This is a genomic window from Amycolatopsis sp. NBC_01488, from assembly GCF_036227105.1.
In the GTDB taxonomy this organism is placed as follows: Bacteria; Actinomycetota; Actinomycetes; order Mycobacteriales; family Pseudonocardiaceae; genus Amycolatopsis.
The window spans coordinates 7776273-7791004 of sequence record NZ_CP109434.1 but is presented as its reverse complement, the minus strand read 5'-3'; the positions used below and the strand labels follow the sequence as shown (position 1 = coordinate 7791004).

14 protein-coding genes and 1 tRNA gene are annotated in these 14732 nt (G+C 74.1%); 5 read left to right on the top strand and 10 right to left on the bottom strand.

Annotated features, from left to right (window positions below; genetic code table 11):
* The first annotated feature begins 6 nt into the window (after positions 1–6).
* The 3 genes from OG738_RS36565 to selB all read left to right on the top strand — a co-directional run bounded on the left by OG738_RS36565 (position 7) and on the right by selB (position 3099).
* A tRNA-Sec gene (locus OG738_RS36565) sits at positions 7–101 on the top strand.
* Complete coding sequence (selA, locus tag OG738_RS36560) at positions 101–1384, top strand: L-seryl-tRNA(Sec) selenium transferase (RefSeq protein ID WP_329047846.1); 1284 nt, start codon at positions 101–103, stop codon at positions 1382–1384. Before OG738_RS36565 ends, selA begins: the two co-directional genes overlap by 1 nt.
* On the top strand, positions 1375–3099 hold the full coding sequence (gene selB, locus OG738_RS36555) for a selenocysteine-specific translation elongation factor (protein WP_329047844.1): 1725 nt from the start codon (positions 1375–1377) through the stop codon (positions 3097–3099). Before selA ends, selB begins: the two co-directional genes overlap by 10 nt.
* Positions 3100–3258: 159 nt before the next feature.
* Here the strand turns inward: selB and OG738_RS36550 are convergent, their stop codons facing one another.
* The 9 genes from OG738_RS36550 to OG738_RS36510 all read right to left on the bottom strand — a co-directional run bounded on the left by OG738_RS36550 (position 3259) and on the right by OG738_RS36510 (position 8940).
* Entirely contained in the window at positions 3259–3441 is a 183-nt protein-coding gene (locus OG738_RS36550) for a CsbD family protein (protein ID WP_329047843.1), read from the bottom strand.
* A gap of 93 nt (positions 3442–3534) precedes the next feature.
* The gene (locus OG738_RS36545) at positions 3535–5325 is read right to left on the bottom strand and encodes a complex I subunit 5 family protein (RefSeq protein ID WP_329047842.1); all 1791 of its coding nucleotides are present in this window, start codon (positions 5323–5325) and stop codon (positions 3535–3537) included.
* Between the two features lie 4 nt (positions 5326–5329).
* Positions 5330–5674 (bottom strand): sodium:proton antiporter, encoded by a 345-nt coding sequence (locus tag OG738_RS36540; RefSeq protein WP_329047840.1) that lies wholly within the window; start codon positions 5672–5674, stop codon positions 5330–5332.
* On the bottom strand, positions 5671–6405 hold the full coding sequence (locus OG738_RS36535; RefSeq protein WP_329047838.1) for an MnhB domain-containing protein: 735 nt from the start codon (positions 6403–6405) through the stop codon (positions 5671–5673). The genes OG738_RS36540 and OG738_RS36535 overlap by 4 nt, the downstream gene beginning before the upstream one ends.
* Positions 6402–6638: a Na(+)/H(+) antiporter subunit B gene (locus OG738_RS36530; protein ID WP_329047836.1), complete on the bottom strand. Its 237-nt coding sequence runs from the start codon at positions 6636–6638 to the stop codon at positions 6402–6404. The genes OG738_RS36535 and OG738_RS36530 overlap by 4 nt, the downstream gene beginning before the upstream one ends.
* A complete protein-coding gene (locus tag OG738_RS36525; RefSeq protein WP_329047834.1) occupies positions 6635–6934 on the bottom strand; it encodes a monovalent cation/H(+) antiporter subunit G in 300 nt (99 codons plus the stop codon). Before OG738_RS36525 ends, OG738_RS36530 begins: the two co-directional genes overlap by 4 nt.
* Positions 6931–7185: a hypothetical protein gene (locus tag OG738_RS36520; RefSeq protein WP_329047832.1), complete on the bottom strand. Its 255-nt coding sequence runs from the start codon at positions 7183–7185 to the stop codon at positions 6931–6933. Before OG738_RS36520 ends, OG738_RS36525 begins: the two co-directional genes overlap by 4 nt.
* Positions 7182–7640 carry a Na+/H+ antiporter subunit E gene (locus OG738_RS36515; RefSeq protein ID WP_329047830.1) on the bottom strand — a complete coding sequence of 153 codons (459 nt, stop codon included), beginning with the start codon at positions 7638–7640 and terminating at the stop codon, positions 7182–7184. The genes OG738_RS36520 and OG738_RS36515 overlap by 4 nt, the downstream gene beginning before the upstream one ends.
* A gap of 40 nt (positions 7641–7680) precedes the next feature.
* Positions 7681–8940 carry a cation:proton antiporter domain-containing protein gene (locus tag OG738_RS36510; protein WP_329047828.1) on the bottom strand — a complete coding sequence of 420 codons (1260 nt, stop codon included), beginning with the start codon at positions 8938–8940 and terminating at the stop codon, positions 7681–7683.
* A gap of 185 nt (positions 8941–9125) precedes the next feature.
* On the opposite strand from OG738_RS36510, the gene OG738_RS36505 reads away from it, so the two are divergent.
* Together OG738_RS36505 and OG738_RS36500 are read left to right on the top strand one after the other, a co-directional pair.
* On the top strand, positions 9126–9470 hold the full coding sequence (locus OG738_RS36505; protein WP_329047827.1) for a hypothetical protein: 345 nt from the start codon (positions 9126–9128) through the stop codon (positions 9468–9470).
* A gap of 40 nt (positions 9471–9510) precedes the next feature.
* The gene (locus OG738_RS36500; RefSeq protein ID WP_329047826.1) at positions 9511–10833 is read left to right on the top strand and encodes a cytochrome P450; all 1323 of its coding nucleotides are present in this window, start codon (positions 9511–9513) and stop codon (positions 10831–10833) included.
* A gap of 40 nt (positions 10834–10873) precedes the next feature.
* Here the strand turns inward: OG738_RS36500 and OG738_RS36495 are convergent, their stop codons facing one another.
* Positions 10874–14524: a family 78 glycoside hydrolase catalytic domain gene (locus OG738_RS36495; RefSeq protein ID WP_329047825.1), complete on the bottom strand. Its 3651-nt coding sequence runs from the start codon at positions 14522–14524 to the stop codon at positions 10874–10876.
* Positions 14525–14732: the final 208 nt, after the last annotated feature.

Sequence of the window (14732 nt, the reverse complement as noted above, 5' to 3'; positions counted from 1 at the left end):
GTGCAGGGAGGCGTATCCGGCCTGGTGACCGGCACGGTCTTCAAAACCGTTGAGCGGCAGGTCCTGCCGCTGGCGGGTTCGATTCCCGTCCGCCTCCGCCATGTCTGACCCCCGCCGCGCGATCCCGCGGACCGACGCGGTCCTGGCCGAGCCCCGCGTCGCGAAGGCGGCCGGGACGCTCGGGCGCGACCTGGTCAAGTCCGTGGTCACCGAGGTCCAGCGGGCCGCGCGAGCCGGGGAAGTCGAGCCGGGTGACGTCGTGGACGTCGTGCTCGCGCGGCTCCCGGCGAGCGCGGCGTCGCTGCGGCCGGTGGTCAACGCGACCGGCGTCGTCGTGCACACGAACCTCGGGCGCGCCCCGCTGTCGGCGGCCGCGCTCGACGCCCTGGTCGCGGCGGGCGGCGCCACCGACGTCGAGTTCGACCTCGCGACCGGCGAGCGGGCCCGTCGCGGGCGGGGTGCCCTGGCGGCGCTCGCCGCCGCCGTGCCGGACGCCGGGGCGGTGCACGTCGTCAACAACAACGCGGCCGCCCTGCTGCTCTGCGCGCTCGCCTTGGCGCCGGGTCGCGAGATCGTCGTCAGCCGGGGCGAGCTGGTCGAGATCGGCGACGGCTTCCGCATCCCCGACCTGCTCGCGTCGACCGGCGCCCGGCTGCGCGAAGTCGGCACGACCAACCGGACCTCGGTCCGCGACTACGCCGACGCTCTCGGCGCGGACACCGGGTTCGTGCTCAAGGTCCACCCGTCGAACTACCGCGTCACCGGTTTCACGTCCGAAGTGCCCCTCGGCGAACTGGCCGGGCTCGGCGTGCCCGTGGTCGCCGACATCGGGTCCGGCCTGCTGGCGCCGCACCCGCTCCTGCCGGACGAGCCGGACGCCGCGAGCGCGCTGCGGGCGGGCGCCACGGTCGTCACGGCCAGCGGGGACAAGCTGCTCGGCGGTCCGCAGGCCGGCCTGCTGTTCGGGGACGCGGACGTCGTCGGACGGCTGCGGCGCCACCCCGCCGCGCGGGCCCTGCGCGTCGACAAGCTCACGCTCGCCGCGCTCGAAGCGACGCTGCGCGGGCCGCGACCGCCGGTGCGGCAGGCCCTCGACGAGCCCGTCGAGAGCCTCCGGCAGCGAGCCGAAGCCCTGGTCGGGGCCTTGGACGGCGTGGACGCCCGTGCCGTCTCGTCCGTTGCGGCCGTCGGCGGCGGGGGAGCGCCCGGCGTCGAACTCCCCAGCGTCGCGGTGAGCCTGCCCGCCCGGTACGCCGGCGCGCTGCGGACGGGCGAGCCCGCGGTCGTCGGCCGGGTCGAGCGGGACCGGTGCCTGCTCGACCTGCGGACCGTGCGGCCGGAAGAGGACGCGAAGCTCCTGGAAGCGGTCCGCCGATGCGGGTGATCGTCACCGCCGGGCACGTCGACCACGGGAAGTCCACCCTGGTCCGGCGGCTGACCGGGATGGAGCCGGACCGCTGGGCCGAGGAACGCCGCCGCGGGCTCACGATCGACCTCGGGTTCGCGTGGACGCGGATCGGCGCCGAGGACGTCGCCTTCGTGGACGTGCCGGGCCACGAACGGTTCGTGCCCAACATGCTCGCGGGTGCCGGGCCCGCGCCGGCGGTGCTGTTCGTGGTCGCGGCCGACGAGGGCTGGATGCCGCAGTCGGCCGAGCACCTCGCCGCGCTCGCCGCGTTCGGCGTCCGGCGCGGTCTGCTCGTGGTCACCAAGGCCGACCGGGCCGATCCGGCGGCCGCGACCGAGGCCGCCCTGGCCGAGTTCGCCCGGACGTCGCTGGGCGCGGTGCCGTTCGTCGCGGTCAGCGGGACCACGGGCGCGGGCTTCGACGAGCTGCGGGCGGCGATCACGGAGCTGGCCGGCGGGTTGCCGACGCCCGATCCGGGCGCCGACGTCCGGCTGTGGATCGACCGGGCGTTCACCGTCTCGGGCGCGGGCACGGTCGTCACCGGCACCCTCGCGGCGGGGACGATCGCCGTCGGCGACGAGCTGCTGCTGGGCGGATCGCGGGTGAAGGTCCGGGGCCTGCAGGCGCTCGGCGAACCGCACGACCGGGTGGCGGCGGTGGCCCGGGTGGCGGTGAACCTGCGTGGCACCGCGCGGACCGACGTGCGGCGCGGTGCCGTCCTGCTCACGCCGGGCCGCTGGCACGCGACGGCCGAGTTCGACGTCCGGCTGCGCGGCGCGGCCGCCGCCGACCTGCACCGGAACCTGGTGCTGCACCTGGGGACCGCGGCGCTGCCGGTGCGGATCCGTCCACTTGGGACGGACACCGCGCGGCTCACCACGGGCGTCGCGCTGCCCCTGCGCGTGGGCGATCGCGGGCTGGTGCGCGACACCGGCGAGCACCGGATCGCCGCCGGGTTCGACGTCCTCGACGTCCGGCCGCCGTCCTTGGCCCGCCGGGGTGCGGCGCGGGCGCGGGGTGCCGAGCTGGCCGACCCGGATCTCGCCCGGACCTACCTGCGTCGCAACGGTTTTGTCCGTTCCGCGGACTTCGCGGCGATGGGCCTGCCCGTGCCGGGCGACGAGGTCGGCGAGTGGCGTGCCGACCCGGCACGGTTCGCCGGGCTGCGCGCCGAGGCCGCGGCCATCGTGCGGGGGTGGGATGCCACCGCGGCGGGCGTGCCGGTGGAGGCGCTGCGGCAGCGGCTCGGCCTGCCCGCGCCGGAGCTGGTCGCCCCGCTGCTGGCGGGAACGGGGTTCGAGGTCGCGGGCGGCCTCGTCCGGCGGCCCGGCGCGGGTCTCGCCCCGGCCGTCGAGAAGGCGCTGGAGACGGTGGCGAAGCGGCTCGCCGAGCACCCGTTCCGCGCCCCGGAGGCGGACGAGCTGCGCGCGCTGGGCCTGGGCCGCCGCGAGCTGGCGGCGGCCGTGCGTCTCGGCAGGCTGACGGCGGTCGCGGAGGGCGTCGTGCTCGGGCCGGACGCCGAGGAGCGGGCGGCGGCCGAGCTGCGCGGGCTGCCTCAGCCGTTCACGGTCTCGGAGGCGCGGCGCGCGTTGGACAGCACCCGCCGGGTGATGGTCCCGCTCCTGGAACGCCTCGACGCGGCGGGCCGGACGGAACCGCTGGGCGACGGAACCCGCCGCATGAGCGAGTAGGCCGCTGAACCGTGGGTGGTCGCTACTGTGCCGAGAGGGCCGGAGTCCACAAGGGACCCGAAGGACCTGGTGATCCCGCAGCGGGCGCGGCTCGAGCGGCGCCGAAGACACGGAACCGCCGCACCCCGGAAGTCCGGAGTGCGGCGGTCGCCGGGCAGGTCAGTCCTTGTTCGTGACGCCCTTGACGGCGTCCTTGACCTTCTCGCCCGCCTGCTTCAGCGAGCCCTTGGCCTGGTCGGACTTGCCCTCGGCCTGCCACTGCTCGTTGCCCGTGGCGTCGCCGACGGCTTCCTTCGCCCGGCCCTTGAGCTCTTCGCCCTTGTTCTCGATCTTGTCGTTCATGAAGTGCACCTTCCGTCGCGGCGACATTTCCGGATCGGCCAGTCGCCAAAAGGGCCTTGACGTTCGGATACCCACTTACCGAGCGCGTACACATCACAACCAGACGAGCGCCGTGAGGGCCGTCACGCCGACCAGGAGCCACGCGACGTAGTCCCCGACGTGGCCCGAATGGCCGCGGTGCAGGACGTCCAGCGCGACCCGGACCGGCCGCGGCCAGGACGGCAGCCGGTGGGGCCAGAGCGCCGCCGCGGCGATGCCGAGCGCCAGCAGCACCGTGATCCCGCCGGTCAGCACGCCGGCCGACGTCCACTCCGCCGTCACCGGCGGCAGGTGCCCGGAAGCCCCGGCCGCGGGCAGGACGTCGTGCAGGTAGCCGCCGCGGTCCGCCTCCTGCCGCCCGGCCGTGACGGCGGCTTTCCCCAGCCACGGGGCCGCGAGCGCCGCGGCCAGCACCGCGACGATCGCGGCGGTCATCGTCGCCGGGGTGCGCTCGATGCGGTTGCCCGTCTCGGGTTCCTCGTCCGTCCCGGCGGTCCGGTCGCCGTCGTCGCGGCGGGGTGGCCGGCCCCGTCCGAAGTAGACACCCAGGCCCGCGCGCAGGACCGCGGCCGCCGTCACGGCGGTGACCAGCACGGAAACCGGCAGCAGCCAGCCGTGCCCCGTTCCCTCGAGCGCGTGGTCGGTGACGTCCGTGCCGAACGCGACGCCGAACGGCGGCAGCCCGGCCAGCACCAGCGCCGCCAGGAGGAACAGCCCGCCCTCCAGGCGGGAATGGCCGCACTTGCCGAACAGCTCGTCCTCGTCGACGCTGCCGTAGCGGTCCTTCAGCACCCCGACGAGCAGGAACAGCGCCGCCTTGGCGCCCGCGTGCCCGGCCACCGCCAGCACGAAGCCCGCGCTCGCCTCGCCGTCGGCGGCGGCCAGGCCGCACAGGAACAGCCCGGTGTGCGCGATCGTGGAGTAGGCCAGCAGGCGTTTCAGGTGCCGCTGGTTGAAGGAGAGGACGGCACCGAGCAGCGCACTGGCTAGCCCGAGCACCAGCAGCACGCGGGCGAACGCGCCGTCGTCGAGCACGCCGCCGAACACCGTGCGCCGGACCCGCAGCACGCCGTATACGCCCAGCTCCACCATGACGCCCGAGAAGAGCACGCACACCGGCGTCGGCGCCACCGCGTGCGCGTCGGCGAGCCAGAAGTGGAACGGCACCGCGGCCGCCTTGACCAGCAGGCCGGTGCAGACGAGCACGAACGCGGCGAGCACCAGCGCGTCGGCCGGCTTTCCGTCGAGCGCGACGCCGAGCTGCGCGAGCCCGAGCTGGCCGCCGCGCGCGTAGAGCAGGCCGATGCCCAGCAGCGTGAAGTACGCGCCGAGGGAGTTCACGATGCCGAAGTTCAGCGCTCCCTGGACGGAGTCGGCTTCCTCGACCCGGTACCCGGTGAGCGCGTACGCGACGCCGCTCATCAGCTCGAAGAAGACGAACAGGGTGAACAGGTCGCCGGTGAGCAGGAAGCCGAGCATGCCGGTGAGGAACAGCAGCATCATCGCGTGGTAGCGGGATTCGACCGCCTCGAAGTAGCGCCAGCTGTAGACCAGCGCGCACGTCGTCAGGAACGACGCCACCAGCGCGAGCGTCGTGTTGAGGCCGTCAGCGGCCAGGACGATCCCGACCGAGCGCGTGCCTTCGGGCCGGTGCCCGCCGAGCCAGCTGACGACCCGGCCGTGCCGGACGGCCACGAGCAGCACCGCGGTCAGGACCGTGACGGCCAGCGCCGCGGCGGTCGCGACGCCGTCGGCCACCACCCGCGGCAGCTTCACGCCGAGGCCGAGCAGCACGCACGCGGCCAGCAGCGGCACGGCCACGATGAGGGACGGGAGCGCGTTCATCGCCTCAGCCGCGCAGCGCGCGCAGCTCGTCGGGATCGACCGTCCCGTGGCGCTGCGAGATCTGGATGGTGAGCCCGAGCAGCAGCGCGGTGATCGTCGCCGACACGACGATGTCGGTCAGCGTCATCGCCTGCACCATCGGGTCGACCACGGGCTGGCGCTGGTCCTGCACGACGATCGGGGCGCCGGCCTGGTCCTGGTAGCCGATGCCGAGCAGCAGCACGTACGTCCCGGCCTGTGCCACCGAGAGCGAGACGACGGTGTGGACGAGGTGCCGGCTGCGCACGATCCCGACCGCGCCGACCAGCAGCAGCCACCCCGCGACGCAGTAGCAGGCCAGGCCGGTCACGACTGCTCCTCCCGGATCAGGCCCTGGCCGAGGAACTGGGCCAGCAGCACGACGAGCCCGGCGGCGACCTCGATCCCGACGAGCACGCTCAGCACCGGCACGGTCCCGGCCGACAGCAGCGAGCCGAACTGGCCCTTCGGCAGCACGTTGGCCAGGAACGCGCCGCCGGCGACCAGGCCGGCGAGCCCGGTGACGACGTAGAGGCCGGTTCCCGCCGCTTCGGCGTACTCGCACCAGTCGATCGGGCGCAGCCGCTCCAGCGCCGGGTAGCTGCCGGAGATGTAGAGCAGGTGCCACCCGGTCGCCAGGACGACACCACCCTGGAAGCCGCCGCCCGGGGTGAGGTGGCCGTGCGCCACGACGTCGATGCCGAGCAGCAGGGTCACCGGGAGCATCAGGTAGCCGGCGAGCTTGACCACGGGCATGACGTACCCGCGCTCGACCTCGATCCGCTCTCGTTCCGCTTTGGACGGTTGCAGCAACGAAAGCGTGCCGACGACCGCCGCGGCGACGATCGTCTCCTCGCCCAGGGTGTCGAGGGCACGCAGGTCGAAGTTGACCGAGGACACCACGTTCGGCGTCGCGTGCGCGAGCGCGGCCGGCAGCGCGAGGTCGCGGTAGACGTGCAGGGCGCCGCCGAACTGCGGCATCCGCAGGAACGCCGTCACCAGCAGCACCGCCACGCCGAGCGCGCCGGCCGCGCACAGCCACGTCCGGGCCCGCAGCGTCATCGCCCGCCGACCTTCCGGATCGTGAGCAGCACCAGGAGCGGCACCAGGGCGGAGCCGACGGCCAGTTCCGAGAGCGCGACGTCCGGCGCCTGGAGCGCGACGAACAGCAGCGCGAGGCAGAGGCTGAACAGCGACAGCGTGATCGCCTGCCGCCGCGGGTCCGGGGTGGCCACCACCGCGAACCCCGCGACGGCGACGAACGCGAGGGCGACGAGCAGCACGACGGTCGTCACGACGGCAGGTCCTCGTCGATCGCGCCCCGCCGCTGCGCCTCGATGCGCCCGGCGGCGGACTGCAGCACGGGGCCGGTCACCGCGAGCAGCGCGACGGTGAGCAGGATGGCCCCGGAGCCGAGGTTCCAGCCGTTCGCCAGCGCCAGCCCGAGCCCGACGAGCGGCGCGCCCAGCGTGGTCACCGGGGCGAGCAGGTGCAGCCGGTTGAGCAGGGTGCGCGCCCGCAGCATCGTCAGCGCCGACACCACGACGACGGCGATTCCGGCGAAGACCAGGACCTGCGCGAAGACGGTCATTCGGTCGTCCCCAGCAGCCGGATGAACACGAGCGTGCCGGCGAAGGCCAGCACGGTCAGCGCCAGCGGCAGGAGCACCGCGCTCGACGGGCCGTAGGCCTGCACGAGCAGGAGCAGCGTGAGCACGGTGACCGGGCCGGCGAGCTGCAGCCCGGCGAGCCGGCCGATGGCGTCCCCGCGCGCGGCCAGCCACAGCGCGGGGCCGAGGCCGCCCGCCATGAGCAGCACGGCGGCGATCAGCCAGCCGGTCACCGGCGCACCTCGTCCAGCAGGCGCGAGTCGCCCTCGAGCAGCCGGTGGACGACGAGTGCGTGGTCACCCGGGGGAGTGGCGACCACCATCGTCCCGGGCGTGCTGCTCACCACGACGGCCGCGCAGGCCGCCCGGGCCGCGTGGACGGCGTCCGGTTCGTCGGGTACGTCCAGCGAGTCGAATCGGCCCGCGCGCGGGTGCCGCACGACCTCGACCAGGGCCCGGCCGGTCTCGCGGACCGCGGTCCAGGGCACGGCGAACAGCCACCGGACCCAGCGCGCCCGCGGCCGCCACGCGCCGCCGACGGCCCGGTGCGCGGCACGGGCCGCGAACGCGCACGGCACGGCGGCGACGGCCGCGGCCACGATCTCCGGCAGCGAGGGGGTCGACAGCGTCAAGACCCACAGGCCGGTCAGGCCGAGCCACCACGGCAGCACCTCGGATGTCATCCGCACGCCGGGCCGGGTACCCCGCGGACACCGTCGCCAACCGGGCTCAGCGCGCCGGCAGGTGGCCGCCCATCCGTTCGATCCGCTGGATGGCTGGCTCCGCGAGAATGCCGTGGACCAGCACCGACACGGCGACGGCGAGGGCGCCGACCCGCCACAGCGCGTCCTGCCGCGCCATCGGCAGCCGGTCGAGCGCGTACGCGAGGTAGTAGAGCGTGCCGATACCGCGGACGCCGAAGAACGCGATCGCCAGCCTCGCCGGGCGCCCGGCCGACGACCCGAGCAGCGAAACCCACCCGACCACGGGCCGCACCACCAGCACCGCGACCACCGCGATCACCACCTCCAGGGGGCGGAGGCCGCGCAGCAGCCCGTCGCCGATGGCGAGGCCCAGCCCGAGCAGGGCGAGCGGCACGAACAGGCGTTCCAGCTGGTGGCCGAAGGCGTGCAGGACGCCGTGGTAGTCGTGCTCCCGCTCCTGCTTGCGCACCACGACCGCGGCGGTGAACACCGCGACGAACCCGTTGCCGTGGGCCAGTTCCGCCAGTGCGTACGGCAGGAAGGCGAGCGCCAGCAGGACCAGCCCGTCGCCGTACTCGGCGAGCCGCAGCCGGTCCGACGACGTGTGGAAGATCGCCCAGCCGAGCCCGCGCCCGGCGACCAGGCCGAGCACGACGCCGGTCGCGATGGGCAGCAGCAGCTCGACGAGCACCCACGAGAGGTCCAGGTTCGGCCTGCTGCCCGCCATCGCCAGGCCGAGCAGGACGAACGGCATGGCCAGGCCGTCGTTGAAGCCCGCCTCGGTGGTCAGCGTGAAGCGGATTTCGTTGTCGCGAGCGAGTTCCGGTTCGACGTCGGGGTGCGGCACGCCGATGTCGCCCGCGAGCACCGGGTCGGTCGGCGCCAGGGCCGCGGCCAGCAGCAAGGCGACGCCCGGCGCCAGCGCGAGCCACCAGTACCCGAGCGCGGCGATCGCCAGGATCGACAGCGGCATGGTCACCGCGAGCAGCCGCCACGTCGAGCCCCAGCGCTTCAGGCCGAACGGCCGGTCGACGGACAGGCCCGCTCCGGCGAGCGCGACGAGAATACCCAGCTGGGTAAAGGACTCGACGCCGTGCAGGTGGGCGGCGGGGTCGCTCCAGCCGTTGCCGTAGGGCGCGGGCAGTGGCAGCAGGCCCAGCACGATCCCGGCCATCAGCATCGCCAGCGGCACCGAGAACGGCCGGTCGGCGACGAGCTTCGGCACGATCGCGGCGGCCAGGGCCAGCAGCCCGGCCACGCCGAACAGCACCGTCAACGACGACAACGTTCCCTCCTGCCCGCTCGTGCCGTGCCGCCCGGGCGGGAGGTCCGTGCCCGCGGCCCCCGGCCGAGCGTGAGCCGGGTTCCGCCGTTGCCCCCGCCCGGCCGGATGCGGGTAGCGTGACCGGGTGGTGGCGTCGCGTCCGGGGTTCCCGGGGGTGCGTGCGGCGAAACCGGGTTGGAGGCGGTGTGACGGCGGCGAACGGGGCCGGGCGGCCCTGCCGGTTCTGCGGAACGGTGCGGGGCCCGCGGGTCCCCGGCAAGGCCGGGCCGATCTGCGTGGACTGCGTGCGGACCGGCCTGCGGGTGGCGCGGGACGGCGCCGATCGCGAGACGCCGAGCGGGGACGTACTGGCGGCGGTCACGTCGCCGCTGGCCGCGGTCTGCGAGTTCTGCGGCCGCCGCGAGCGCCGGACGTTCCTCGGCCTGCGCCGCCCGCTGCTGCGCGTCACCTGCGCCCAGCGGGACGCGGTGATCTGCCTCGACTGCCTGGACCACGCCGGGGACATGCTGAACCTCGCGCTGCGGCACTGATCGCGTTTCCGGTCCGGCGGTCCCGGGTAGCCGCACGTCCATGACGTCGACCCAGGGAAAGCTCACGCGCCCGGCGACCGCATCGGTGGCCGAGACGGTCCGAGTCGCGCTGGAGGTGGCGGTGCCCACGCTGGCCGGCGGGGTGATCAAACGGCGTCCCGCGGCGATGGCCGTGGCCGCGAAGCTGGGGGCCGACCGGCTGGCCGTGCACCTGCTGGCGCGGCTGCGGGCGAAGCACGACGGGCGTCCGCTCAAGCTGCGCGTCCCGGGCCGGTCGGTCGAACTGGTGCTGTCCGGTGCGGACGTCGGGACGCTGCTGGCCGGCGCGCCGACGCCGTTCAGTCCGTCCACAGTGGAGAAACGAGCCGCGCTGGGCCACTTCCAGCCGCACGGCGTGCTCATCTCGGACGCGGCCGACCGCGCGCCGCGTCGCCGCTTCACCGAGGCCGTGCTCGAACCGGGGCGTCCGCTGCACGAACTCGCGACACCGTTCGCGCGGGCGATCGCGGACGAGGCCGCCGTGCTGCTGAGCGAGGTCACGCACGACGGCTCGCTCGATTGGGACGCCTTCGACGTCGCGTGGTGGCGCGTGGTCCGGACGGTCGTGCTCGGGCCGGGCGCACGCGACGACGAAACCCTCACCGACCTGCTGGAACGGCTGCGGTTCGACGCGAACTGGGCGTACCTGCACCCGCGGCGCAAGCAGTTGCGGGAGCAGTTCCGCGCCCGGCTCACCGCGCACCTCGGCCGGGCCGAGCCGGGCAGCCTGGCGGCGGTGATCGCGGACGCCGGTGCCGACGGCAGCGCGGCCGACCAGGTGGCGCACTGGCTGTTCGCGTTCGACGCCGCGGGCATGGCGACGTTCCGGGCCCTGGCCCTGCTGGCGGCCCACCCGGCGGCGCTGGACCGCGTCCGCACCGAACTGTCCGATGTGGACCCCGCCGAGCCGCACCAGCTGAGCTACCTGCGGGCGTGCGTGCTGGAGTCCGTCCGGCTCTGGCCGACGACGCCGATGCTGCTGCGCGAAACGACGGAAGAAACGGAGTGGGGTCCGGCGGGCACGACGCTGCTGGTCTTCACCCCGTTCTTCCACCGCGACGCGCGTCTGTCCTATGCGGACTCCTTCGACCCGGACCTCTGGCTCGACGGCCGCGCGGCGGAAAACCCCGCTCTCGTGCCGTTCAGCGCGGGCCCGGCGATCTGCCCCGGCCGCGACCTCGTCCAGTTCTGCGCGAGCACGATGCTCGCCAACCTGCTGCGGCAGCACGGTTTCGAGCAGGCGTCCGGGCCGGTACTGGCCCCGGACCGCCCGCTCCCGGCCGGCCTGGACAACTTCCACCTGAAGTTCAGGCTCGTGGACTGAGCCGGTACCGCCGCGGGGAAGCGGCGGTACCGGCTCGGTTTCACGCCGAAGCCGTGAAGACGTACGACCCGGCGGGCACGAAGTACGACCCCGCCGACGACGGCACCGCTTCCGGTGGCGCGACCACCGATCCCGGCTGCGACGTCGGCACCTGGACCGTCGCCGACGAACCGGCCGGGACGGTCACCTTCAGCGTCAGCTTCCCGGCCGAGATCGACCAGTCGCTGGCCGCGCCGCCGTACGGCGTCTCGTACGCCGACTTCGCCGACGTCAGCCCGCCGCCCGGCCGCGGCGCCACCAGCAGCGACGCGTAGCCCGGGGACGCGGGCGAGAGGCCGCCGACCGAGCGGTACAGGAAGTCGCCCACCGAGCCGAGGCCGTAGTGGTTGAACGAGTTCATCCCGGGGTCGTTGAACGAGCCGTCCGGCTTGATCCCGTCCCAGCGCTCCCAGATCGTGGTCGCGCCGTGGCCGATCATGTAGCCCCAGCCGGGGAAGTCCGGCTGCAGCAGCACCTGGTACGCGACGTCCGCGTGGCCGTGCGCGGCCAGCACCGGGAGCAGGTTCTCGACGCCGAGGAACCCGACACTGAGGTGCCCGTTCGCCGCGGCGACCCGAGCGGCCAGCTTGTCCGCCGCCGGCTGTACCTGCGAAGCCGGCAGCAGCCCGAACGCCAGTGCCAGGACGTACCCGGTCTGCGTGTTCGACCCGACCGTGCCGTCGGCCTGGACGAACCGGTTCGTGAACGCCGCCCCGATCTGGTCGGCGAGCGTCCCGTACTTCGCCGCCTCGGCCGCGTGGCCGGTGGCCGCGGCCATCCGCGACACCAGCCGCGACGACCACGCGAAGAACGCCGTCGAGATCAGGTCCTGCGCGGTGTTGTCGTTGACGTTGAGCCAGTCCCCGTACGTCTGATGGTCGCGGATCAGGTCGGCGCCGGACGTCGAGCGCAGGTACTCGACCCACTTGACCATCGCCGCGAAGTGCTCGTCGATCACGCTCGTGTCGCCGTAGCGCTGCCAGAGGGTGTAGGGCACGATGACGCCCGCGTCACCCCAGCCCGCCGTGCCCGAACCGCCCAGCACACCCGGCGCGACGTCGGTGAACGATCCGTCGTCGTGCTGCGCGTCGACCAGGTCGTCGCTGAACTTGCCGAGGAAGTTCGCGACGTCGAGGTTGAACGTCGACGTGCCGGAGAAGATGCCGATGTCGCCGGTCCAGCCGAGCCGCTCGTCGCGCTGCGGGCAGTCGCTCGGCACGGACAGCATGTTCGAGCGCTCACCCCACAGGATGTTGTGCTGCAGCTGGTTCACCAGCGCGTTCGACGTCGTGAACGTCCCCGTCTGCGCGCCGGACGTCCACATCGCCCGCCCGGTCAACGTCGCGGCCGTCGGAGCGGACGGCAGGCCGGTCAGCTCGACGTACCGGTAGCCGTGCACGGTGAAGCGCGGCTCGTACGTCTCCGCGCTCCCGGTGCCCGCCAGGGTGAACCGGTCGGTCGCCTGGGCCGCGCGCAGGTTCGCCGTGTAGATCGTGCCGTCCGGGTTGAGCACCTCGGCGTGGCGCACGGTGACCGTGGTGCCGGCCGGGCCGGTCACCGACAGCCGGTCGACGCCGCTGAAGTTCTGGCCGAGGTCGGCCACCCACACGCCGGGCTTCGGCTGCGTCCACGCGACCGGCTTGAACTCCTGCTGCACCGTGACGCCGTTGTCCACCTGGGACACCAGGTTCGGCTTGGCGCCGGTCTTCACCCGGGGTGCCGCCCAGGCGCGGTCGTCGAACCCCGGCCGGTCCCAGCCCGCCGCCGCGAGCCGCGCGTCGTACGTCTCGCCCTGGTAGAGGTCGTCGGCGCGGATCGGGCCGTCGGCGGTCTTCCAGGTGCCGTCGGTCGCGACCGTGGTGGACGTGCCGTCGGTGAACGTCAGCTTCAGCTGCGCCGAGTACCACGGCTCGGTGCCGTACTTCTGGCTCCCGGCGATGCCGATGCTGCCGGAGTACCAGCCGTTGCCGACCATCGCGCCGAGGACGTTCTCGCCGGACCGGAGCTGGCCGGTGACGTCGGAAACGCGGTACTGCAGGCGTTTCGTGTAGTCGGTCCAGCCCGGGGCCAGGACCTCGCCGCCGACCTTGGCGCCGTTGAGGTGCGTCTCCTGCAGGCCGAGCGCGGTGGTGAGCAGCCGCGCGCTCGCGACCGGCTTCGAGACCGTGAAACTCTTGCGCAGCAGGGGAGAAGGTGCGGCGACGGCGACGTTCGCGCCCCACGGGCCGCTGCCGTAGCCGGCCACCGCCTTCGCCGCCGGCCACGCGGTGTCGTCGAACCCGCGCTGCTGCCAGCCGGACGGGCCGGTCTGGGCGGCCTTCCACGTGCCGTCGGTGCCGACCGTCGGTCCATCTTGGACGGTCAGCTTCGCGATCATCCCGGCCGGGCTCTGCGTGGTGTTCTCCGTGCTGACGGCGATCGTGTTCGTCCCGGCGGTGAGCAGGCCGCTCACGTCGACGACGGCGGCCGTCTTCCAGGAGTCGGCGACCCGCGGGGAGTCGCTGACCTGGGTGCCGTTGACCCACACCGTCGCGGTGTCGTCACCGGTCACGACGAGGGTGGCCTTCGTCGGCGCCGCGGCCAGGTCGACGGTCTTGCGGAAGAACCGGGTGGCCGGCGGCACGCCACCGGCCGGGTCGCCCTCGGGGTACCAGATCCAGTTCGCTCCGGCGAGGTCCGGGCCCGCGGTGGCGCGGCCGAGGAACGCGCCGGTCCACTCGGACGCGGGGTCGCGCAACGCCGTTTCGAAGCGCTGCACCGGGCTCCAGCCGCTCATCCGGCCCTGGCCGTCCCAGACGCGGACCTTCCACGTGTAGGCGGTCAGCGAGGTCAGCGCCGGGCCGCCGTAGGCGACGTCCGCCTGCTGCCCGGAGGTGACGCGGCCGCTGTCCCAGACGTCCTTGCCGCCGGTCGACACGAGGATTTCGTACGCCGACTGCCGTTGCTGCGGAGCCGAGGACGCGAGCTTCCAGCCGAACCGGGGCTGATCGACGCCGATCGGGTCGGTTCGCTGCCCGACCGTGGCGCTCGCGACGGAGAGCGGCGTCTTGTCGGACGCGCCGGGCGTGCTGACGCCGCTGCCCCACGGCGCGGCGCCATAGGTGCCGAGATCGGCCGCCGCCGCCCAGGTGCCGTCGGCGAAGCCCGGCTGTTCCCAGCCGTCCGGCGCGCTCGTCGCGCTCTTCCAGCCGGCGCCGGTGGTCAGGTCGGTGGTGCCCGACGCGGTCGTCACCCGCAGCCGCCCCAGCAGGCCCGCCGGGCCGCCGGCGTTGCGGACGGCGACGGCGAGCGTGTTGACGCCGGGGGTGAGCGCGGGCCGCAGGTCGACGGCCAGCGCCGTCCGCCACGAGTCCGTGGTGCGCGCGGAGGAGGCCAGTGGCCGGCCGTTGAGCCAGACGTCGGCGGTGTCGTCGCCGGTCACGACGAACCGAGCGTCGCTGACCGCGGCGGCGGGGACGGTGAAGGTGGTGCGGAAGTACCGGGTCGCGGCCGGCGCGTCGGCGCGGGCGTTGCCTTCCGGGTACCAGATCCAGTGCGCGCCGGCCAGGTCGACCGGGGGAGCGGCCCCGGCCGGGGGCACCGAGGCGGCGGAGAGGACCAGGATCGCGGCGAGCGTCGTGGTGGTCGCGCGCCAAAGCTTGGAGGGCAGCATACGGGCTCCCTGGAGGCGGGGATGGGCGACGAGTTTGAACGTTTCAATCAGACGTGATACGTGACTGTAATCACGAACTCACACGTTGGCAATACTCCGCGGGGACGCCCGCGCCGAGTCGGCCCGCGGCTCCCTAAATCGTTTTAGGTCGAGCGGGCGTCCGTTTTGCGCCCGATGAGAGCGTTGACGAACCGGGGACCGGACTGGA

Bases quoted from the DNA above. Each gene is read 5' to 3' on its own strand.
- selA (WP_329047846.1), top strand. From the start codon at position 101: ATGTCTGACCCCCGCCGCGCGATCCCGCGGACCGACGCGGTCCTGGCC.
- selB (WP_329047844.1), top strand. From the start codon at position 1,375: ATGCGGGTGATCGTCACCGCCGGGCACGTCGACCACGGGAAGTCCACC.
- OG738_RS36550 (WP_329047843.1), bottom strand. From the start codon at position 3,441: ATGAACGACAAGATCGAGAACAAGGGCGAAGAGCTCAAGGGCCGGGCG.
- OG738_RS36545 (WP_329047842.1), bottom strand. From the start codon at position 5,325: ATGAACGCGCTCCCGTCCCTCATCGTGGCCGTGCCGCTGCTGGCCGCG.
- OG738_RS36535 (WP_329047838.1), bottom strand. From the start codon at position 6,405: ATGACGCTGCGGGCCCGGACGTGGCTGTGCGCGGCCGGCGCGCTCGGC.
- OG738_RS36525 (WP_329047834.1), bottom strand. From the start codon at position 6,934: ATGACCGTCTTCGCGCAGGTCCTGGTCTTCGCCGGAATCGCCGTCGTC.
- OG738_RS36500 (WP_329047826.1), top strand. From the start codon at position 9,511: ATGACGTCGACCCAGGGAAAGCTCACGCGCCCGGCGACCGCATCGGTG.
- OG738_RS36495 (WP_329047825.1), bottom strand. From the start codon at position 14,524: ATGCTGCCCTCCAAGCTTTGGCGCGCGACCACCACGACGCTCGCCGCG.